The sequence below is a fragment of the Geofilum sp. OHC36d9 genome, assembly GCF_052400685.1.
GTDB lineage: Bacteria > Bacteroidota > Bacteroidia > Bacteroidales > Marinilabiliaceae > CAZHHH01.
On the sequence record NZ_JBQTGJ010000041.1, the window covers coordinates 1 to 1,365 of the forward strand.

Genomic DNA, 1,365 nt, shown 5'->3' on the forward strand with positions numbered 1-1,365 from the left:
TTCAATAGTCCGTTAAGTTTTACGCGGCCAAAGTGCCGTATTTAATAAGCTCTTTGACAATATTTTGATTTTTTCTCGTGTTTGGGTTTATAGCGAACACATCAATAAATCGGTCTATAAGTATCTTGTTGTGGTACAGAGTTTTTACATCAGTCATTGAAAAAGCCTGTCGTTGTTCTTTAGGAATGCTGAGCCAATGAGATATTCGAGCAAGATTTACAGATGTTAGAGATGCATTGAAGTGAAAATTCAATTTGTTTTCACTTCTTGCCTGGCAATGTTCCAAACCGGTAAATTGTTTTCCATCGCGATACACAAATTCTATTTGGAAGCGTGAGCGATAATATTGCAATATATCGGCAGCCAACATTTCCAAGTCAGAAGAGAAATAAATTTTGCGTGTTTCTTTGCCCTTATCATTAAGAAAAAAGACACATGAGATTTTGATGTTGCACTTAAAAGATTTAGCGTAAATCACCGCTGAGTATATGGTGGTAGTATCATCAATATGCTCTATCTCGAAATAATCATCTTTGAGATTGTTCCAGTCAATTTTTCCATCATGCTTCTTTGGACGCCCTCTTTTACCAGTTTTTGGGCCATAATAGAGGTATTTCATATCGGCATCATCTCTCAGACGACTTATCAGGTGCATTTGCATTGAACGTACCTTTTCGAGAAATGGTCTTTTGGAAAAATAAGCATCAGCAACCAGGTATGTTGAAATCTTACTCAAGGTATCTTTTGTTTGATATAAGGTGTCGCCATACCAATCTAAAAGAGATTTCTCGTCGTCCAGGGCTCCCTTGCTTGATGGTGTTTGTATAGCGTCCAAGTGAAATGCAAAATTGTTGTCGACATCAACAGCGGCAATGCCACCAATTTCAAGTCCCCATTTTGAGGCTTGAGCGCATCCGGACCAATAACGTCCCAAGCCATGTGTTTTATTACCTGACTTACGTATATAGCTTGGGTCAAAAGCAATTATATAATGACCGCTTCCGTGTTGAGTTGTTAAGTTGGTATTGAATTCCATAAAATCAAATGGTTTTTCAAACTGTTGACGATATCTTTGTTCGGTGAAAAGACCGTATCTTTCGAGCTGAGCAAAATTGATTCTTCCTTTAATGCAAAGGAAGAGTATGAACACTTCGGAAAGAAAATCTTTTCGCCATTGATTAAGAGATTTATTAATTAAAGCATTGTATATCAATGCTTTAATTGAGTTATTGCCCTTGAAGATCATTCTTAATTCGATTTTTGGTTTAATCTGTTAAGATACTGATTTTCAAGGGTTTAACCAAGAAAAAATCAACTTATTTTACTGATTTTCAAATATTTATACAATAGTTTAACGGACTATTG

General features: G+C 36.0%; 1 protein-coding gene. It reads right to left on the minus strand.

Annotated elements, in window-relative coordinates:
- Nucleotides 1-19 precede the first annotated feature (19 nt).
- Nucleotides 20-1,036 carry a transposase gene (locus ACT3CD_RS17195; RefSeq protein WP_444646903.1) on the minus strand — a complete coding sequence of 339 codons (1,017 nt, stop codon included), beginning with the start codon at nucleotides 1,034-1,036 and terminating at the stop codon, nucleotides 20-22.
- Between the last annotated feature and the right edge of the window lie 329 nt (nucleotides 1,037-1,365).

What these genes read in the sequence shown, in the direction of transcription:
- ACT3CD_RS17195 (WP_444646903.1), bottom strand. Translation starts at nt 1,036, where the DNA reads ATGGAATTCAATACCAACTTAACAACTCAACACGGAAGCGGTCATTAT.